This is a genomic window from Arthrobacter sp. 1088, from assembly GCF_031455315.1.
In the GTDB taxonomy this organism is placed as follows: Bacteria; Actinomycetota; Actinomycetes; order Actinomycetales; family Micrococcaceae; genus Arthrobacter.
This window is the reverse complement of the sequence record NZ_JAVDSM010000009.1, coordinates 147136-162162: the sequence shown is the minus strand read 5'-3', so window position 1 is coordinate 162162 and position 15027 is coordinate 147136. Positions and strand designations below refer to the sequence as shown.

16 protein-coding genes and 2 tRNA genes are annotated in these 15027 nt (G+C 61.8%); 15 read left to right on the top strand and 3 right to left on the bottom strand.

From position 1 onward, the window contains the following. Nucleotides 1-4: 4 nt before the first annotated feature. From J2Y41_RS15710 to J2Y41_RS15700, 3 genes are all read left to right on the top strand, one after another. Nucleotides 5-1168 carry a hypothetical protein gene (locus J2Y41_RS15710; RefSeq protein WP_309929834.1) on the top strand — a complete coding sequence of 388 codons (1164 nt, stop codon included), beginning with the start codon at nt 5-7 and terminating at the stop codon, nt 1166-1168. Between the two features lie 58 nt (nt 1169-1226). Continuing rightward, the gene (gene rsfS, locus J2Y41_RS15705; protein WP_309929832.1) at nt 1227-1631 is read left to right on the top strand and encodes a ribosome silencing factor; all 405 of its coding nucleotides are present in this window, start codon (nt 1227-1229) and stop codon (nt 1629-1631) included. A 116-nt stretch (nt 1632-1747) separates the two neighbouring features. After that, nucleotides 1748-1820: transfer RNA gene (locus J2Y41_RS15700), tRNA-Ala, on the top strand. A gap of 62 nt (nt 1821-1882) precedes the next feature. On the opposite strand, the gene J2Y41_RS15695 is transcribed toward J2Y41_RS15700, so the two are convergent. Beyond that, the gene (locus J2Y41_RS15695) at nt 1883-2473 is read right to left on the bottom strand and encodes a ScbR family autoregulator-binding transcription factor (protein ID WP_224164527.1); all 591 of its coding nucleotides are present in this window, start codon (nt 2471-2473) and stop codon (nt 1883-1885) included. Nucleotides 2474-2854: 381 nt separating this feature from the next. Between J2Y41_RS15695 and J2Y41_RS15690 the strand changes: the two genes are divergently transcribed. Beyond that, a tRNA-Ala gene (locus J2Y41_RS15690) sits at nt 2855-2927 on the top strand. An 86-nt stretch (nt 2928-3013) separates the two neighbouring features. Here the strand turns inward: J2Y41_RS15690 and J2Y41_RS15685 are convergent. Then, complete coding sequence (locus tag J2Y41_RS15685; RefSeq protein ID WP_224090654.1) at nt 3014-3391, bottom strand: cupin domain-containing protein; 378 nt, start codon at nt 3389-3391, stop codon at nt 3014-3016. Between the two features lie 212 nt (nt 3392-3603). Here J2Y41_RS15685 and J2Y41_RS15680 point away from each other — a divergent pair, with 212 nt between their 5' ends. The 5 genes from J2Y41_RS15680 (at nt 3604) to J2Y41_RS15660 (ending at nt 9238) form a co-directional block, all read left to right on the top strand. After that, the gene (locus J2Y41_RS15680; RefSeq protein ID WP_396133551.1) at nt 3604-4734 is read left to right on the top strand and encodes a class I SAM-dependent methyltransferase; all 1131 of its coding nucleotides are present in this window, start codon (nt 3604-3606) and stop codon (nt 4732-4734) included. 207 nt (nt 4735-4941) lie between these two features. Further along, nucleotides 4942-6141: an ROK family transcriptional regulator gene (locus J2Y41_RS15675; protein ID WP_224090650.1), complete on the top strand. Its 1200-nt coding sequence runs from the start codon at nt 4942-4944 to the stop codon at nt 6139-6141. A gap of 32 nt (nt 6142-6173) precedes the next feature. After that, on the top strand, nt 6174-7529 hold the full coding sequence (locus J2Y41_RS15670) for an extracellular solute-binding protein (protein ID WP_396133549.1): 1356 nt from the start codon (nt 6174-6176) through the stop codon (nt 7527-7529). 24 nt (nt 7530-7553) lie between these two features. After that, a complete protein-coding gene (locus J2Y41_RS15665) occupies nt 7554-8423 on the top strand; it encodes a sugar ABC transporter permease (protein ID WP_309929827.1) in 870 nt (289 codons plus the stop codon). Continuing rightward, nucleotides 8423-9238, top strand: coding sequence for a carbohydrate ABC transporter permease (locus J2Y41_RS15660; RefSeq protein ID WP_309929921.1), 816 nt, complete (start codon nt 8423-8425; stop codon nt 9236-9238). Before J2Y41_RS15665 ends, J2Y41_RS15660 begins: the two co-directional genes overlap by 1 nt. On the opposite strand, the gene J2Y41_RS15655 is transcribed toward J2Y41_RS15660, so the two are convergent. Beyond that, nucleotides 9235-9438 carry a hypothetical protein gene (locus J2Y41_RS15655; protein WP_224090646.1) on the bottom strand — a complete coding sequence of 68 codons (204 nt, stop codon included), beginning with the start codon at nt 9436-9438 and terminating at the stop codon, nt 9235-9237. The genes J2Y41_RS15660 and J2Y41_RS15655 overlap by 4 nt on opposite strands. A 106-nt stretch (nt 9439-9544) precedes the next feature. Here J2Y41_RS15655 and J2Y41_RS15650 point away from each other — a divergent pair, with 106 nt between their 5' ends. The 6 genes from J2Y41_RS15650 to J2Y41_RS15625 are packed head-to-tail and all read left to right on the top strand — an operon-like array spanning nt 9545 to nt 14733. After that, nucleotides 9545-10570, top strand: a complete 1026-nt coding sequence (locus J2Y41_RS15650) for an AAA family ATPase (RefSeq protein ID WP_309929824.1) — start codon at nt 9545-9547, stop codon at nt 10568-10570. A gap of 10 nt (nt 10571-10580) precedes the next feature. After that, nucleotides 10581-11507 carry a DUF58 domain-containing protein gene (locus tag J2Y41_RS15645; protein WP_309929822.1) on the top strand — a complete coding sequence of 309 codons (927 nt, stop codon included), beginning with the start codon at nt 10581-10583 and terminating at the stop codon, nt 11505-11507. Further along, the gene (locus J2Y41_RS15640) at nt 11497-11967 is read left to right on the top strand and encodes a hypothetical protein (protein WP_309929821.1); all 471 of its coding nucleotides are present in this window, start codon (nt 11497-11499) and stop codon (nt 11965-11967) included. The genes J2Y41_RS15645 and J2Y41_RS15640 overlap by 11 nt, the downstream gene beginning before the upstream one ends. Next, nucleotides 11958-13001, top strand: a complete 1044-nt coding sequence (locus J2Y41_RS15635; RefSeq protein WP_309929819.1) for a VWA domain-containing protein — start codon at nt 11958-11960, stop codon at nt 12999-13001. Before J2Y41_RS15640 ends, J2Y41_RS15635 begins: the two co-directional genes overlap by 10 nt. Next, nucleotides 12998-14029 (top strand): VWA domain-containing protein, encoded by a 1032-nt coding sequence (locus J2Y41_RS15630; protein WP_309929817.1) that lies wholly within the window; start codon nt 12998-13000, stop codon nt 14027-14029. Before J2Y41_RS15635 ends, J2Y41_RS15630 begins: the two co-directional genes overlap by 4 nt. Continuing rightward, nucleotides 14026-14733 (top strand): hypothetical protein, encoded by a 708-nt coding sequence (locus J2Y41_RS15625; protein ID WP_224090641.1) that lies wholly within the window; start codon nt 14026-14028, stop codon nt 14731-14733. The genes J2Y41_RS15630 and J2Y41_RS15625 overlap by 4 nt, the downstream gene beginning before the upstream one ends. The last annotated feature ends 294 nt before the right edge of the window (nt 14734-15027 follow it).

Here is a 15027-nt window from a genome sequence, read left to right as displayed (position 1 = left end):
TTGAATGAGCAGCCAGGAACAGCGACCCATCCGCAGCAGGCGTGAGCTTCGCCGCGCCCGCGAAGAGAACCAAGAGCCGCAGTCGGAAGCTACACCACACAAGGTAGTAGACGCCGCGGAGAATGCTGTAACTGGCCGGAATCGTCGGGCGGCGGACGCTCCCGTAGATGCAGTGGGTACCACCGCGCAGCAGCGGTCCTCCCAGATCCGCGCCCGCGACCGCGCAGCTTTGCGCACCATCAAAGAGCTTGCGGACAAGGAAGAGCAGCTCTCCGGCGGTGGACCGCCAACACGTCGCCAGCTTCGCCTGCAGCAACTCCAGCAAGAAGTGGCCACGTCTGCCAACCCCATCGTCCCCATGCCGGGCGGGAAGCCAACGGACAAACCAGCCGGCCATCCCGTGGATACCAAGGCCGCCGCTGAGGGTTCCGATGGGGTTCCGGCACCCAGCGCTGGTACTGCCGAATCTGAAATGTCCGTAGAGCAGGCACTTGCGGTCCGTGAACTGATCGCTGCCCAGGTCCAGAATCAAACCGCCAAGCTTGAGCACATTGCCGAGCAAGATCCCCTGGCTGTCGATCCTGAGGTCCTCGCCCAGCAGATTGCCCTCGCCGAACGAGCTGCAGTGCTGAACAAGCGGGCAGCGGCCAAGCAGAGGCTTGCCGAACAGAACCAGGCTGAAGCCAAGGCCCCGGCAGCGGGCGTGTCCGAGGGGAAGAAGTCTTCGGGAGTCTCAGTGGGCCCCTCCACTGCAAACAATCTCGCCATGGTCACGCCGCTGGAGTTCGTCAAGGTGCCCGGCATTGAACGTCCGGTCATGAAGCGCCCCAGTACCACTTTCGTGCCTCTCGTGACCTCGTCGGGTCCCACTCTTGATGCCGGCAAAGCGCCGGCGAACGGAAAGGGCACGCGTGGCCGTTCGGGTGTTCTCGCCCGTGCCGAAGCTGTGGCAAGGAACGCCCGGAAGCGGCCGGCCGCCGTCGACGAACAGCTTGAAGAAACACAGCGTCCGCCGATTTCTGCCAGCGCCGCGTATGGACTGGACCCCCTGGACGCCAATACGGCCGGCCTGGCCCGGGCCCAGCGCAACAGGTTGCTGCAGTTCGGCGTCCTGGCGTTGGGTGTTGTCGCGCTCATCGTCGGCATCATCATGATTACCAGCGGCTAATTCCGCTAGAACCCGGCTAACGCCATTTACAGGCCAACGGCCACAACAAGGAGTCCCCGTGTCTGCACATGAACAATCCATTACCCTCGCCCGTCACGCCGCGCGTGCGGCGGCTGACAAGCTTGCCGAGGACATCGTTGCGCTTGACGTCAGCGAGCGGCTCGCCCTGACTGATGTCTTCCTGATTGCCTCTGCGCCCACTGAGCGCCAGGTCAATGCCATCGTTGACGGCATCGAGGAAGAGCTGATGAAGCAAGACCTTCGCCCGGTGCGGCGTGAAGGCCGATCCGAAGGCCGTTGGGTGCTCCTGGACTACGCCGACATCGTCATCCACGTCCAGCACGCAGAGGACCGCGTTTTCTACGCCCTGGAGCGCCTCTGGAAGGACTGCCCCGTAGTTGACCTTGAACTGGGGGATGACGCCTCGGCAAAGGCTGCGCCAGCAGGGGAATCAGAGTTCTAAACATGGGCCGGCATCCGAATATGCCCGATTTGGAATTTTCGGAAACGCTGTTCTAAGATATTTGAGTTGCTTTGGCGCGGATGGCTGGAAAGTCGATCGTGGAGCAACAAGAATATGGGGCTGTGGCGCAGCTGGTAGCGCACCTGCATGGCATGCAGGGGGTCAGGGGTTCGAGTCCCCTCAGCTCCACTCTTAAGGTTCTGCCCTTCTTCGTGATGAAGAAGGGCAGGCCTTTTTTTGTGTGGTTCGGCCTAGCTGCCAGCGCCGGCTTCGATTGCCGGCAGCATGAATTCCCACATCTCGTCAATGCGGCGAAGTACGTCCGTGCGGGCAGTCAGGACGTTGGACACCATCTGGACTCCGGTGAAGGAGGCAACCAGATAGCGGGCAAAGGCGGCGGGCTCCAGCGTGGGCCGGACAGCCCCCTCGGTTTGGGCTTGGCGGAGCAGTTGCTCCACTGTTTCTATCCAGTCCTGGTAGGGGCCCGAAATATCGGCATCAAAGGCGGAGGCTTCGAACGTCAGGCGGATCCCGCCTTGGACAATCGCTTCGTCAAGCAGCTGGCGGCCGAACATCCTGCACAGTCCAATGATCTTGTCCAGGGCAGTCATGTTTGAGCCCACGATGCCCGCACCCGCCGCGAGGACCAATGCATGCTGCTCCTGGATGACGGCCAAAGCCAGCTCCCGCTTGGACGTGAAGTGGAAGTAGAGCGCCCCTTTGGTGACTCCGGCACGCTTGGTGATGTCGCTCAGGCTTGCATTGCCGTACCCGACTTCCGCGAAGACATGGGCGGCGCCTTCAATAACGGAAAGGCGGGTGTCTTTCGCGCGTTGCTGCATGGGCGGTGGGGGAGCCTCTCACTTGTTTCACTGTGGGACGGCCAGTAGAACGCGCCGCCGGACCTCACAACGCTACCACCGTCCATAAGTTAGGGCCCGTAAAACCGACTGAACGGTTTGGTTTATTCTCTCTGTGATTCTAGACTTCAAGAGGAAGTCGCGCCGGCCTTGGCCCAAGGGACTCCGCGTGGCCGTTTGGGGGGAGGTGCGGTGGAGCGATCCAGCGCACCCCGGCTGCGGGGGAGTGCAGGGCAGAAATGCCCGCTCATCGCCGTGAGGCGTATCACGCTCCCGCGATTTCGCTTCTCGGGGGATTGTGGTTAGTATTGACGAGTTGCTTCGGCGGGAAGGGAAATCTTCCTGAAGAAATCAACAAGATCCGGGGCTGTGGCGCAGCTGGTAGCGCACCTGCATGGCATGCAGGGGGTCAGGGGTTCGAGTCCCCTCAGCTCCACTTCGGATAAAAGACCCCGCTCGGGTGAGCGGGGTCTTTTGCTTTCTGGTCCCGTGGCGGGATTCGTGGGTTGGCGGGACGGATTCCTATTCCTGGCGGACGCCGAACTCGGCTGCACTGAGGAATTCGATGCCTTGGAAGGGCTGATCGCCCACCACCCGGGCATGGTGTCCCGGTGGGATCGAATAGGAGTCACCGCCGGAAATACTAACCTGGGCGCCATCGTTGGTTTCCACCTCGAGGGAGCCGGAGACGCAGAAACCTACATGGCTCAATTGGCAGGATTCGGTTCCGACTACGGGTTTGATGCAGTCGTCCCAAGTCCAGCCGGGTTCAAAGGTGGTCCGGCCGATTGTGTATTCTCCGACGGTGACGACTTCCACCTTCGTCTTGTCCGGGGTGCGCGTTTCGTCGGGGGAGTTGTGTGATTTCACTTGGAGTTGCGTGACAACATTGACACTCATGGTTCGCTCTCAGGAAGGGAGCCGGTTAAGTGTGGTCCCGGGGCCTGGCTCGTCGGTTGGGCGGGACCGGTGCCTGCCGTCGGACGGGTTTGGGTTCGCAATCCGTCGCGACAACAGGTGCTTTGGCATGCTGCATCATCCACATTCCTCCGAACGCACCATGAAGTCGAGACACTAAAGCGAACGAATTTTAGGAAAGTGGGAACGCGATGGTGGCCGAACTGGAACTGGAGCCGTTGTTCGGCGGGCTGCGCAGGTTCCCCGATGTCGAGGCGGACAACCTCCAGGCATACGACGCCACGGATCGCCTCCTCCTTGAAACCGCCGTGGACTATCTCCGGCCGGAAACAAGGATGGCTGTCATTGGCGACCGGTACGGTGCCCTGACACTGGGCGCTTTGGTGGGAAACGGCGTCGGGCATGTCCGCGTCAACCAGGACCTCTACACCGGAAGGCTGGCGCTCCAGCACAACGCGGAAGCAGCCGGCCTGCAGGGTCTGTTCAGCGCCCATGAATTGGGCAAGGAGCTCTTGGCGGGCGCGAACCTGGTGTTGATGCAGTTGCCGAAATCTCTGGCGGAGCTGGAGGAAAACGCCGACGCCGTTGCCCGCTATGCGGCGCCGGATGCCGTATTGCTCGCAGGAGGCCGCGTCAAGCACATGTCCTTGGGTATGAACGGGGTGCTTGAGCGCTATTTCTCCTCCGTACAACCGCAGCTTGCGCGCCGGAAATCCAGGGTGCTGGTGGCAAGCAATCCCAAACCGGTTTCCACCGACCCTCCCTACCCGGTGGTGGAACAGCTACCGGAACTGGGGATCACGGTCTGCGCTCATGGTGCTGCTTTTTCAGGTGCGCGCCTTGACATCGGAACCCGCTACCTCCTGACCTTCCTGGACCGTATGCCGGAAGTTCGACGCGTGGTGGATCTGGGGTGTGGGACAGGCATTCTTGCCACGATGTTTGCACGGCACCAGCCCACTGCGGGCGTGGTGGCCACTGATCAATCGGCGGCGGCTGTGGCATCAGCAATGGCCACGGCAGCAGCCAATGGGCTGGGTGACCGGGTTTCCGTGATCCACGACGACGCCATGTCCACGTTTGATCCAGGCAGTGCGGATCTTGTCCTGCTGAATCCACCGTTCCACCTGGGAGCCAGCGTGCATGCCGGCGCTGCCCTGAAGATGTTCCAAGCGGCCGCGCGCGTTCTCGCGCCCGGCGGTGAGCTGTGGACTGTGTACAACAGCCATCTGCAATACCGGCCTTCCCTTGAGCGCCTCATAGGTCCCACTGTGGAGGAAGGCCGGAACCCGAAGTTCACGGTGACGCGGAGTCGTCGTGGATGAGCGGACCGTCGCTCTCACATAGAATTTAGTGTCATCGTTACCAAGCCCTGACTCCGGTGCCTGCGTGTGCGCATACCCCTGTGAGCGTGGGTATCGTACGATTCAGACAAAGACGAAGTACCATGATGTTTTTTCAAAAATGACTTAGGGGAATCAGTGACTGAGATCCGGCAGCCCACACCGAGGCGCGGAACGAATCTACCCCGCATGGGTGACTTCAATCTGACGGTCATTCTCGAGGCGATCCGGAGGTCCCCGGGCGGCCTCAGCCGTGTTGAACTGGCACAGATTGTTGGCCTGTCCCCCCAGACCATTTCCAATATTTCCCGTCGCCTGCTTGACCAGCACCTGATTGTGGAAGCAGGCAAGGAGGGGACAGGCCCAGGCAAGCCGCGGACCATCCTGCGGCTGAACCCATCGGGAATGTATGCGGTGGGCGTCCACCTTGACCCTGCAGTCATCACGTTCGTTGTCCTGGACCTCCTGGGCGATGTCGTCAGGCATTCGCGGATGGCTACTCCCGGTGGTGACCCGGCGGCGGTGATCGCGAGCATCGCCCAGCAGATCCAAGTCCTCATTGAGGAATCGGGCGTGGATGCATCCAAGATTGCCGGGCTCGGCGTTGCCGTCCCGGGCCCGATCGACCTCGATGAAGGTTCCGTTGTGGAGCCGCCGCTGTTGACTCGATGGAACCGCGTGCGCATCCGGGAGGCCCTCACGGAGGCCACCGGCCTGGAGACGCTGGTGGACAAGGACGTCACGAGCGCCGCAGTGGCCGAAACCTGGGCCGGCGGTGCCAGCGGTGCCGGCAGTTTCGTCTTCATGTATATGGGCACCGGTATTGGTTGCGGCATTGTCTTGAACGATGAAGTGGTCCGTGGAACGTCCGGTAACGCGGGCGAGATCGGCCATATCATCGTTGATCCGATGGGGCCCCAGTGTGACTGCGGGCTCCGTGGTTGTGTGAAATCCTCGTGTATCCCGCAGGTCCTGGTGGCCGAGGCGGAGGCGGCCGGTGTGCTTGACAGCCATGGCGAGGATGCAGATGGACCGCAGGTGCAGGAACGTTACGCCTTGTTGTGCGACAAAGCCGACGCCGGCGATGAAAAAGCCATTGCCATCCTTGATAAGTCAGCCACCCTCGTGGCCCGTGCTGTCTCGGTGGTGACCAACACCCTTGACGTGGAACGCGTTGTGTTCGGCGGTCCTTTCTGGGGGCGGATGTCAAAGTACTTCCTGGAGCGTGTACCGGCCCTCATCGCTGAAAACAGTGCGGCCCGCATGATCCACGGCATAGAAGTTGTGGGTTCCGGGGTAGGCGAGGATGTCGGCGCTATTGGTGCGGCGTGCCTCGTCCTGGAGCACACACTGGCACCACGCGCCCAACGGCTACTGCTGGAGGGCTAACTACTCAGCCACGTTGACTCGATTGGAGCAAAATGCGCCGCCCCATGAGGTTTGCCACCGTCCTTCCCGTCGTAGCCGCTCTTCTCGCTGCAACAGCTTGTTCCTCGACGCCGCCGACTGCCGAGAACAAGACCTTGAAGATCGTCTACCAGAAATCTGACTCCTTTACGGCAATGGATGCTGTGATGCAGGACGCCAAAAAGGAATTCGAGGCAGCGAACTCTTCGGTGACGGTCAATCTCGAACCGATCCAAGCCAACGACGACGACTACGGCACCAAGCTCGCCCTCGCCCAGCGCTCCCCGGACACCGCGCCGGATGTCTTCTATGAGGACACGTTCAAGGTGCGTTCCGACGTCGACGCCGGTTACCTCCTCAAGCTGGACAGCTATCTTGAAAAGTGGGACGACTGGTCCAAGTTCAACGAAGCGGCCAAAGCAGCGGGTCGGGCCGATGACGGAAGTATCTACGCTGTGCCCCTGGGCACTGACACTCGTGCCATCTGGTACAACAAGGCAGTGCTGCAGAAGGCCGGAATTCAAGTTCCCTGGCAGCCCAAAACGTGGGAAGACATCCTGTCCACGGCACGTGCCATCAAAGCCTCCGATCCAACCGTGATTCCCTTCAACATGTACGCCGGCAAGGGTACCGGCGAGGGCACTGTCATGCAGAGCTTCTACGAACTCCTCTACGGGACAGACAGCACGCTGTACGACGAAAAGGAAAAGAAATGGGTGGTGGGCTCCCAGGGTTTTACTGACTCGTTGGCCTTCCTGAAGACCCTCTACGACGAAAAACTTGCAGTGAGCCCGGCCGAAGCCCTCGACGCCAATGTCTGGAAGAAGGTCTTTGGCGAGTGGTTCCCGCAGGGCAAACTCGCTGCAACCGTGGAAGGTTCGTATACGCCGTCGTTCTGGCAAAAGGGCGGGGCCTATGAGTGGGCAGGCTATGAGCAGGACATGGGTGTGGCCATGTTCCCCACGAGGAACGGACAGGAACCGGGCGGCGTCAGCATGTCCGGTGGATGGACCCTTGCAGTTGGTGCCAAGAGCAAGAACGCTGAGCTTGCGTTCAAGTTCCTCGCCACCGCGCTGAACAAGAAGAATGCCTTGGCCTTTGACGTTGACAACTCCCAGATAGCGGTGCGCACGGATGTTGCATCGGAATCGAGCTACCTTTCGGCGAATCCGTTCGTGAAGGATGTCTCGGAGTTGGTGAAGGTGACGCATTACCGCCCGGCTACGGCAGATTACCCGAGGATCTCGACGGCGGTCCAGGTCGCCACCGAGTCTGTCATCACTGGAAAGCAAAGCCCCGAAGATGCCGCAGCAGAGTATGACGCCACCGTGCGCAAGCTTGTTGGTGATGACAAGGTCCTGGAGAGATGACATCAAAGAAATGACAGCAGGGAAATGACGATTCGCCGCTACCTGCGGCTGCTGCCGGTTGTTCCGTCCGTTCTCATGCTCCTGCTGTTCCTGCTTGCCCCGGTGGTTTGGTCCTTCTACGCGTCGTTCACCAATGCCGCTCTTTCAGGCCGGGCGGCGCGGGATCCACAGTGGGTGGGGCTTGAGAACTACGTGCGGATGTTCAGCGATGACTCGTTTCCACTGGCGGCATGGCTGACTGTTGTTTTCGTCGCAGCCTCGGCCGTGCTCGGCCAGAATGTGCTCGGCCTGCTCATCGCGCTGCTCATGACGCGCTCACGCAGGGCAGTTTCCTCGTGGGTGGGAACAGTGGTGGTAGCGGCCTGGGTACTCCCCGAGATCGTGGCTGCCTTCGCGGCCTATGCCTACTTCAACCGTGACGGCACACTGAATCAGATGCTTGCTTTCTTTGGCGGGCAGGGGCCGGACTGGCTGTACACGTTCCCGCTGGTCGCGATTATCCTGGCGAACACGTGGCGGGGAACGGCGTTCTCCATGCTGGTGTACAGGGCCGCCCTCGCGGACGTGCCACAGGACGTCTCGGAAGCTGCCTTGATGGATGGTGCGCAAGGCTGGCAGCGCCTGGCATTCATTACGTTGCCACTGATCAGGAGCAGCATCGCCACGAACCTGATGCTGATTACCCTGCAGACGTTGGCCGTGTTCACTCTTATTTGGGTGATGACGGCCGGCGGCCCGGCCAATGCCAGTACTACCCTGCCGGTGTTGGCCTACCAAGAGGCCTTCAAATTCGGGGATATTGGCTATGGCACGGCCGTTGCTTCGGTATTGATTGTGTTGGGAGTGGTCTTCGGCGCTGTCTACGTCCGGCTGCTCAGGGAGCAGAAGCCGTGATGTCCAGGCCGCGGCTTGCGGCAGATATCGCTCTGGCCGTGATCGGTTTCTGCTTTGTGGCGCCATTGTTGTGGTTGCTGCTGGCCGCCGTCGATCCTCAGGCCGGCTATCAGACCGCGCTGCCGTCAGCGCCGTCGATGGAGAATTTCGGCGCGGTGCTCACACCGGAACTGTTGTACCAGCCCCTGGCCAACAGTTTCCTCCTTTCAGCGGGAACAGCAGCGGTCAACCTGGTGGCAGCCGTCCTTGCCGCATATCCGTTGTCCCGCTACCAGTCCAGGTTCAACAAGCCGTTCATGTACTCGGTGCTGTTCGGGACATCGTTGCCCGTGACGGCCATCATGGTGCCCGTCTATGGTTTGTTCGTCCAGCTCCAGTTGCTCGATTCCATGGTGGCAACCATATTCTTCATGGCTACAACCACCCTGCCGATGGCCATCTGGATGATGAAGAACTTCATGGACTCCGTTCCCTTGGAACTGGAGGAGGCGGCGTGGATGGACGGTGCCTCAAGCATGACGGCCTTGCGCGCGGTGGTGCTGCCTCTCATGAGGCATGGCTTGGGCGTGGTGTTCATCTTCGTCTTCATACAGGCATGGGGAAACTTCTTCGTCCCGTTCATCCTGTTGCTTTCCACGGCAAAGCAACCAGCCGCGGTGTCCATCTTCAGCTTCTTTGGCCAGCACGGTGCCATAGCTTATGGACAGCTCGCGGCGTTTTCCATCCTGTACTCAGTGCCGGTGCTGTTGCTGTACGTGCTGGTATCCCGGAGCGTGGGCAGCTCTTTCGCGTTGTCCGGCTCCGTGAAGGGCTAGTCGATGTCTTCGACTATTTCACCGTAGGGTATCGACTCGTCCAGATGAGCCTGGTGTCCGGTGGGCCCTGTGTTGTAGGTGATCCGGACCCCGTGCCTCTGGTCTGCCGCGGACTGCAGCAGAACTGGACGAACGGCGTCGATGACACGCTGGCTTTGGCCGTTGAGATACTGCTCATAGCGGGCTGGTAGCTGATGCATGGCAAAAGAATAGACCCCAGAAGTCCACATGGGGAGGGCTCCCCATTGCGGGCTTGTTCAGGGAAGGCTTGGATAGAGTGGATTCACGCCAGCGAGGGGACCACAGGTGCTTCAGAACACAGCCGCGACCGGAACCGATGCACCGGACGGGATCGATGCACAAGATTTGGCCCGCGCACAGCAGCTCGTCGGCAGCATTATCCGCAGCTTTGAGACCAAGGTGGTGGGCCAGTCGAGGCTGCAGGAAACGCTGCTGATCGGCCTCCTGACCGGCGGACATGTCCTTTTGGAGAGCGTTCCGGGCCTGGCCAAGACCACAGCGGCGCAAGCCCTTGCGGACTCCGTGAGTGCGGATTTTCGCCGGATCCAATGCACTCCGGACCTGTTGCCCAGTGACATCGCCGGCACCCAGATATTTGATGCGGCCAAAGGCACGTTCGTCACCCAACTGGGACCCGTTCACGCGAACATTGTGCTGCTTGACGAGATCAACCGTTCCAGCGCCAAAACACAGAGCGCCATGCTGGAGGCGATGCAGGAACGGCAAACGTCCATCGGTGGCGAGTCCTATGCTCTGCCCGAGCCTTTCCTCGTGCTGGCAACGCAAAACCCGATTGAGCAGGAGGGAACCTACCGCCTTCCGGAAGCACAGATGGATCGCTTCATGCTCAAGGACGTCCTGGACTATCCGAGCCCGGCGGAGGAAGCCGAAGTCATAAGGCGCATCGATGCCGGGGTGTTCAGCACAGCGCAGAAGCCACCCGCAGCCGCTTCCCTTGACGCCATTGTCCAGGTGCAGGAACTCGTCAGGAGGGTTTACGTTGATCCTGCCATCATCCAGTACATCGTTGGCCTGGCCTATGTGACCCGTCATGCCTCCCAGTACCTGGAGCCCCGATTGGCAAACCTCATCGAGTTCGGTGCAAGTCCGCGGGCAAGCATTGCGTTCAGTCAGGCGGCGAGGGCATTGGCACTCCTTAGCGGGCGCGATCACGTCATTCCCGAGGACGTCAAGAAGCTGGCCCACAGGATCCTGCGCCACAGAATAGTGCTCGGGTTCGACGCCGTGGTTGAAGGGACCCCGGTGGAAACCATCATTGACGCAGTGCTCATGTCAGTGCAGACGCCGTAACGGACACCGAATGCCCAGCCTCCTCCGACGCGTGAAGTCGAAGATGTTCATCTTCGCCCATCGCAGGACCCTCACCATGTTGGATGGCGAATACGGTTCTGTCTTCAAGGGCCGCAGCCTGGACTTCGACGAATTGCGCTCATACGTACCCGGCGACGAAGTCAGGGACATCGATTGGAAAGCCACTGCCCGCCACGGATCACCCCTGGTGAAACGCTATGTGGCCGTCCGCCGTCATTCGGTGCTGTTGCTCGTGGACACGGGACGGAACATGGCAGCCCACGCAGCCTCGGGTGAATCCAAAAAAGACATTGCCGTTGACGCTGCCGGAGTACTGGGCTATCTCGCCTGCAGGCATGGGGACGACGTCGGACTCCTGCACGGCTCGGCCGCCACTTCCCGCTACCTCCCGCCCCAATGCGGTGAAGAGCACCTGGAGCGGTTGCTCCGGGAAGTGGATGCCGGCATCTCCCTGGATGGGCAGGCGAGCGCTATCACTGAGCAACTCGACTACGCGCTGAGGTTCTTGAAGGGCCGACTGCTCATTGCCGTTCTCGCTGATGAGTTTATGCCCGACGCCCGCACCGAAATGCTGCTCCGGCGCCTGAGGGCCCGGCACGAAGTCCTCTGGCTCACTATCCTCGACGCCCGCATGGCCGCGGAACCGGGGCAACCGGCGTCTACGCAAGAGGCCAGCATCGACGTCGGGAACGGCCTGCGGATCCCTGCGGCGGTGGCGCGGAACAGCGTTGTTCGCGCCGCCTATGCCAGCGCAATGCGGAAACGAAGAGAGGAGCGCAGCGTCTTCTTCCGCAGGCTTGGCATTGCTGAGCAGCCGGTTGGCGCCACCGTCGATGTCCTCCCGGCGGTGTTCGCGCTCCTGGAGAAGCACCGCTCGGGTGCGAAGTCCCCCAAGGGCAGCAACCGTGCAGGATAACGCCGGCTTCTATGCACCCCTTCAATATCAGCAGCTGTGGCTATGGCTGGGCTTGGTGCTCCTGCTGCTCGTAGCATGCTGGTACGGATGGATCCTGTGGCCCGACCACAAGGCAACACCAAAAACACCCGTAGGCGGGCACAGGACGCCTCACGATCTGGAAGCGCTGCGGGCCACCTGCCTCTCAGCAATAGATACCCTCGAAAGAGAAGCCGACGCCGGCCGCCTCCCCGGGCGGGACGCCCACCAGCGGCTCAGCCTCCTCGTGCGCGAATTCGCGGGTGCGGCCACAGGCCTTCCGGCCACTTCCATGACACTGGAAGAATTACGTCGCAACGGACTGGATCAGGTCGCCGTGGGTATCGCCCTGATCTATCCCAACGAATTCGCGCCAGTGGCCTTGCAATCCGTTCGGGACTCCGCCAGGACCGCACGCCAGGTGGTACAGGCGTGGAACTGACCTTCTGGTGGATTCTTCCCCTCGCTGCCCTGGCACTGCTGATAGCCGCCCGGCTGTTGATCCGGCGTCGGCGGCAAATGGGCAGGCCAGTGGCACACGGCGAGCGCCTCACGGACCTTCCCGAGTATCAAAGAGCGCTGCGGCGGTACAAGGCCACGTTGGTCCTCGCCATGGCCTTGGGTGCGTTGTTTCTGGCGGCCACAGCCACAGCCGCGGCAAGACCTGCCCAGCGCACCACGGAGCAGCCCGACATCCGGAACCGGGACATCGTCCTCTGCCTGGATGTTTCAGGATCCATGACCAGTACGGACGCTGCCATCGCCAAAGTGTTCCAGGAACTCGCCCGGGAATTCGATGGCGAGCGCATCGGCATGGTCATCTTCGATAGCAGCAGCGTCCAACTGTTCCCGCTGACAGACGACTACGACTACGCCGCCGAACAGCTCACCGCAGCCCGGAAGGCACTGGACAGCGGGGCAGGATCCTTCTTCGATGGGACATGGAACGGTGGAGGATCCTCCCTGATCGGCGATGGCCTGGCATCCTGCGTGCAAAGCTTCCCGGACATTGAACCAGGGCCGGGGTCAGAGCCGGGGGCAGGGTCAGGGTCGACATCCGCGTCCGGCAACGCCAAGCGCTCGCGGTCTGTTGTGCTGGCCACCGACAACTTCCTCTCCGGGGACCCCATCTTCACCCTGCAGCAGGCCGGGGAGCTGGCCCGGAGCAAGAACGTCAAGGTTTATGCCCTGAACCCCTCGGACTTTGACTACCCCGGCGACTTTGACTACGGAGATCAAGCAGATCAGCCAGGCGGCCAACTCAAGGCGGTTGCCGAAGGAACCGGGGGCAGCTACTTCGCTCTGGACAGTCCCGACGCGGTGCCCGGGATAGTGCAGAAAGTGCAGATGACCGAAGCCAGCAGCTACCGGGCCGCGCCCCTGGTTGCCGTGAGCGATAGCCCGGCGCTGCCGCTTGGGGTCGCGCTGCTGGCAGGTGCCGGAATGGTGATCCTGGGATGGAGGCTGGATCAGTGACTCTTCTGCCAATTGTTCCGTGGGCGCTCCTCGCTGCCATGGGGGTCGCCGTCGTCGCCCTCACCCTGTGGGCCATCATTCGCGGGCCGGGACGCGGCAGCACAGTACGCGGCAGCACGGGACCAAAAGGGTCGGTGCGGCCAGCCGCTGTCCGGGGCGCCGCCGTCGCGCTTCTGGTCCTTGCCGCACTGCGACCGGGGTGGCCCGGCACTGAAGCGAGGACCGCCGTCGCGGACGTGGACGTCTTCTTCGTTGTCGATACCAGTACCAGCATGGCAGCGGAGGACTACAATGGCGCAGGAACCCGCTTGTCAGGGGCGACTGGCGACGTGATGGCGATAGCCAGGGAACTAGCGGGAGCCAGGTTTTCCCTCATCACTTTCGACAACAAGGCGACCGTTCGCATGCCGTTGAGCCAGGACGCCACAGCGCTGCAAACCGCCATGACAATACTGCAGCCGCAAAACCCGCGGTACGCCAACGGCAGCAGCATTACGGGCGCGGGAGCGTTGCTCAAGGAAAGGCTCGCAGCCGCCCGGGAGCAGCACCCAGGACGTCCGGCATTGGTCTTCTACGCCGGGGACGGCGAGAACACGGCGGCCGAGGCGCCAGTGACGCTGCCGGTGGATGAGAGCAGCGTCAGTGGGGGAGCCGTGCTGGGTTACGGCACGGGGCAGGGTGGCCGGATGAAGGACCCCTCGGACACTGAAGCCGGGTACCTGCAGGACAAGGGCTCAGGCCAGGACGCGGTGTCCAGGATCGACGAAGGGCAACTGAAAAACATCGCAAGCCAACTCAATGTCCCATATGTCCACCGGACCGGGAACCAACCCACGTCCGACATGCTTGCCAAAGCCCAGCCCGGCGCCCTCACGCCCACCAACGACGATGGACCCGGCCGCGTGGAACTTTACTGGCTCCTGGCGCTCGCTGGATTCCTGCTGGCCCTTCACGAACCTGTTCGTCATCTCATCGCGCTGCGGGAAGTGCGGAGCTTGCCCTCGAGGGCCAAGGAGCCACTGGCATGAAGAATGCTCGACGCCGGAGACGCCGCCTCGCGCTGTGGTCCGCTCCGCCGGTCCTGCTGGCGCTCGCCGTGGCGGCGAAGCTCCTCAGCGTGGGTGCCTTGGGCGGGGACGCCGCACATGCCTTCGAAACGGCCGATCAGGACGGTGCGGCCAGAGCTGCGTCCTGGCTGCACGTGGCGAACCTGGTGGAGCCGCACAAAGCCTTCTTCGCATCCGGCGACGCCCACGTTTTGGCCGGCGACTTCACGGCGGCACGGAAGGACTTCGAGGCGGCGTTGGATGCCGGCGCCGGCCAGGACGAATGCCAAGTGCGGGTCAATCTGGTGTTGAGCGTCGAGAAACTGGGCGATGCTGCGCTGTCGGCAGGCAATCAGCAGGCGGCAGCCACGTTGTTTCGTGAAGCATTGGACGTCATCGGGTCCTCACCTGCCCAGTGTGCGCAGGAAGGTCCCGGAAACTCGTCCGGAGAGGGGAAGGCGCTGGACACAGCGGTCGATCGTCTCAAAGCCAAGATAGGTGCGGACTCGGACGGAAGGGCCAGGGGGAAGCCAGCCAAGGACACGCCGCCTGACCAACAGCAGGAGCAACTGCAGAGGCTGGGACAGGGCGCGCAACAGGCCCAACGGGAGCGGGCAGAAGGGCAGCAACGCGAGGAGTACCTGCGGGGCCCCGGGAATGAGTCCGGCGTAGACAAGCCCTGGTGAGCCATTCAGCGAACAAAGTTCACAAATCCCTCTTCATGGATCGTAAAACTGCGTCTTAATTCGGTGGCAAAGTTGAACCGCTCGCTGCCCACGACCTAGAGTCGTAAACAAGTTACCGTGGTAACGTGTCAGCGATCCTCCGTTGGATCCGCCCCGCAAGGGCGGTGAGGAGGGTGTGAGTGCCCCCATGTGGGCCTGACATTTGCACACGGAAAGCTTCATTCCAGGCGTACCGGTCGCGGCTGCGTCCTGCTGGAGTTTCTTCGTGTATCCCAAACTAAATTCATCGACCAT

Coding starts and splice junctions, on each gene's coding strand:
- J2Y41_RS15665 (WP_309929827.1), top strand. CDS start 7,554: ATGACGATTCGCCGCTACCTGCGGCTGCTGCCGGTTGTTCCGTCCGTT.
- J2Y41_RS15625 (WP_224090641.1), top strand. CDS start 14,026: ATGAAGAATGCTCGACGCCGGAGACGCCGCCTCGCGCTGTGGTCCGCT.
- J2Y41_RS15670 (WP_396133549.1), top strand. CDS start 6,174: ATGCGCCGCCCCATGAGGTTTGCCACCGTCCTTCCCGTCGTAGCCGCT.
- J2Y41_RS15710 (WP_309929834.1), top strand. CDS start 5: ATGAGCAGCCAGGAACAGCGACCCATCCGCAGCAGGCGTGAGCTTCGC.
- J2Y41_RS15660 (WP_309929921.1), top strand. CDS start 8,423: ATGTCCAGGCCGCGGCTTGCGGCAGATATCGCTCTGGCCGTGATCGGT.
- J2Y41_RS15645 (WP_309929822.1), top strand. CDS start 10,581: ATGCCCAGCCTCCTCCGACGCGTGAAGTCGAAGATGTTCATCTTCGCC.
- J2Y41_RS15675 (WP_224090650.1), top strand. CDS start 4,942: ATGGGTGACTTCAATCTGACGGTCATTCTCGAGGCGATCCGGAGGTCC.
- J2Y41_RS15685 (WP_224090654.1), bottom strand. CDS start 3,391: ATGAGTGTCAATGTTGTCACGCAACTCCAAGTGAAATCACACAACTCC.
- J2Y41_RS15655 (WP_224090646.1), bottom strand. CDS start 9,438: ATGCATCAGCTACCAGCCCGCTATGAGCAGTATCTCAACGGCCAAAGC.
- J2Y41_RS15695 (WP_224164527.1), bottom strand. CDS start 2,473: ATGCAGCAACGCGCGAAAGACACCCGCCTTTCCGTTATTGAAGGCGCC.